We start from the raw sequence: 1,885 nt of genomic DNA, 5'->3' as shown, positions 1-1,885 counted from the left end.
GGAAGTGATGGCAGAGTTATTTGGCAAAGCAACAGGCTGCAGCAAGGGACGCGGTGGTTCAATGCATATGTTCTCACAAGAACATAATCTCCTAGGAGGCTATGCCTTTGTAGCTGAGGGGATTCCCGTTGCCACGGGTAGTGCTTTCCAAAGTAAATACCGTCGCGAAGCCTTGGGGGATGAGAGTGCTGATCAAGTCACCGCTTGCTTTTTCGGTGATGGAGCTTGCAATAATGGTCAGTTCTTTGAATGTTTGAATATGGCAGCCCTTTGGAAACTGCCCGTTATCTATGTCGTGGAAAACAACAAGTGGGCAATTGGGATGGCTCATGAACGGGCAACATCCCAGCCAGAAATTTATAAAAAAGCCAGTGTATTCGGCATGGCTGGAGTAGAAGTTGATGGCATGGATGTAATGGCTGTCAGAACTGTTGCCCAAGAAGCGATCGCTCGGGCTCGTGCAGGAGAAGGCCCAACCCTGATTGAAGCCCTGACCTACCGCTTCCGAGGTCACTCTCTGGCTGATCCTGATGAACTCCGCTCCAAAGAAGAGAAGGAATTCTGGTTAACTCGCGATCCCATTAAAAAGATGGCAAGTTACCTGACAGACAATAATCTAGCTACTCCCGAAGAACTCAAAGCCATTGAGAGCAAAATCCAGGAAGTGATTAATGATGCAGTTGAGTTTGCCCAATCCAGTCCTGAACCTGACCCTAGTGAACTATATCGCTATGTTTTTGCTGAAGATTAGCTTAATCCGCGATTCATCTCACACTCATGGCGAGCGCATGTTCGTTGTGAGATGAATCGCGGACAGGAACTGTCTTGCATAGGTTGAAAAATGCTATAATGAAAATAGTAGGGAAGACAAATTAAGAGCTAACCGCCACCTACTAAGTCAAAATTGAACTTTTTTGTATTGTTCCGGTGCGGAGGGGCATCCCGTATCGTTAATAAAGCTTACCGAGTATCCTAAGCGATGGCCGGAGTTGGTAAGAAGCCCACACTGTAATCTTGGCCAAAGGCCAGGCTAAGCGAAGGATTCAGTGTGGGAGTATGTCACTTACGGTCTCAATCCTAGGAGTGCCATCGGCTGGTACCCAGGCAATGTAGGTGATACCGTGACCCAGGGCGTATTCTCTAATTTGTGCTGGTGAGCGTCCCCCTAAATCCATTTCTACCCTGACCAAATGCTCAGAATCTCTAAGTTTTTGGGCATAGGTAAGAGCGATTGCCTCAGCTTCGGGCAATTCTGGCACTACTAACCAATCACTAGCTGGTGTTCGGCTGGGTAGTTGATTACTGGACAGTAAGACATAATGAAGGTCTTCTAGGTTGAGGCAAAAACCAACTCCAGGGTAGTTTTCTCCTTGAGGATGATATACACTCAGCAATTGATCGTACCGCCCTCCCTGACCTAAAACTCGGCTAGAGCCCTCGCTACTACTGACTACTTCAAAGACAATACCAGTGTAATAGTCAAAGGTTTGTACTAATGTCAGGTCAAGAACGATCGGTAAGGGGCTAGGGGAACTACTATTTAAAAGTTCCACCAGGGATTTGAGATTGGTCACAATCTCGTGTTCTGATGAGTCTAAATCCAAGCTAGCAACCTTTTGCAAAACATCAGCAGGGTCTCCCCTCAGGTCAAAGAGAAACAATGCCCGCTCTCGCAATTCTGGAGAGAGGGGTAAGGTTTCTAGGCTAACCCGGTCAAGATAGGCAATAGCTTGACGAACCTTTGTTTGCATAGGTTTGGGGAAGGGAGACAAAAGCGATCGCGTTAGCCGAGCTTCCCCCAAAATCAGGTGCCACTGCTGCAACCCTAAATTATTAAGACAATCGGCTAGCAACAGCAGAATTTCCCCATCTGCCAACAGCCCAC

General features: G+C 47.4%; 2 protein-coding genes. One reads left to right on the top strand and one right to left on the bottom strand.

Going from position 1 to position 1,885, the window contains the following annotated elements:
* Positions 1–751 (top strand): thiamine pyrophosphate-dependent enzyme (locus F6K49_RS44875; RefSeq protein WP_293108538.1); only part of this gene is annotated, 751 nt, incomplete at its 5' end.
* Positions 752–1,043: 292 nt separating this feature from the next.
* On the opposite strand, the gene F6K49_RS44870 is transcribed toward F6K49_RS44875, so the two are convergent.
* Positions 1,044–1,885: ATP phosphoribosyltransferase regulatory subunit (locus F6K49_RS44870; protein ID WP_293108535.1), on the bottom strand; the 842-nt coding region annotated here is incomplete at its 5' end.

Source organism: Moorena sp. SIO3I6 (assembly GCF_010672095.1).
The sequence above is the reverse complement of the archived record's forward strand: the minus strand, read 5'-3'. Positions and strand labels throughout refer to the sequence as shown.